Annotated in this window: 1 protein-coding gene; it reads left to right on the forward strand. The window is 38.6% G+C overall.

Annotation, left to right across the window (positions count from 1 at the left end; translation table 11 throughout):
* The first annotated feature begins 40 nt into the window (after positions 1 to 40).
* Positions 41 to 352, forward strand: coding sequence for a DUF3634 family protein (locus CIK04_RS28425; RefSeq protein ID WP_017422066.1), 312 nt, complete (start codon positions 41 to 43; stop codon positions 350 to 352).
* The last annotated feature ends 140 nt before the right edge of the window (positions 353 to 492 follow it).

Below are 492 nucleotides of genomic sequence, written 5' to 3' on the forward strand. Positions count from 1 at the left end.
CTTAAGCAAGTTATTATCCGATTAGTGCAGGAGAACACACATGTTGTATGTCATTATTGTGGCCGCAATCGTTATCTTTTGGCTAGTGGCCATTGATCGCCCCGTATTGAAAGTTTCCTTTAAAGAAGGGCATATTCATTCAGTCAAAGGGAACTTGCCACCGTCTTTTCGCCATAATTTAGTGGAGATTGGCGAGAAGACGCCTTTTGATGGTGAAATGAAAGTTTACAGCTTACGTACTGGTGCAAAGTTGGTGTTCAATAAACAAGTGCCAAAGAAAGTCCAACAAAGAATTCGTAACGTATTTCCACATCAAGGATTTAAGTCTAGCAAAGGTAAGAAACACGCCTAATAAACATATCAATTGCAACAATCACTAATCCACCATGCAATTGAATAGAATCGACGTATATCATCCAGTCTGCGCACTGTATTGTATTTTCATTTTGGAAAATTAATGCGATACAGTGTCACCTTCTTCTTCATTCTCTT

It is taken from the genome of Vibrio sp. 03_296 (assembly GCF_002265885.1).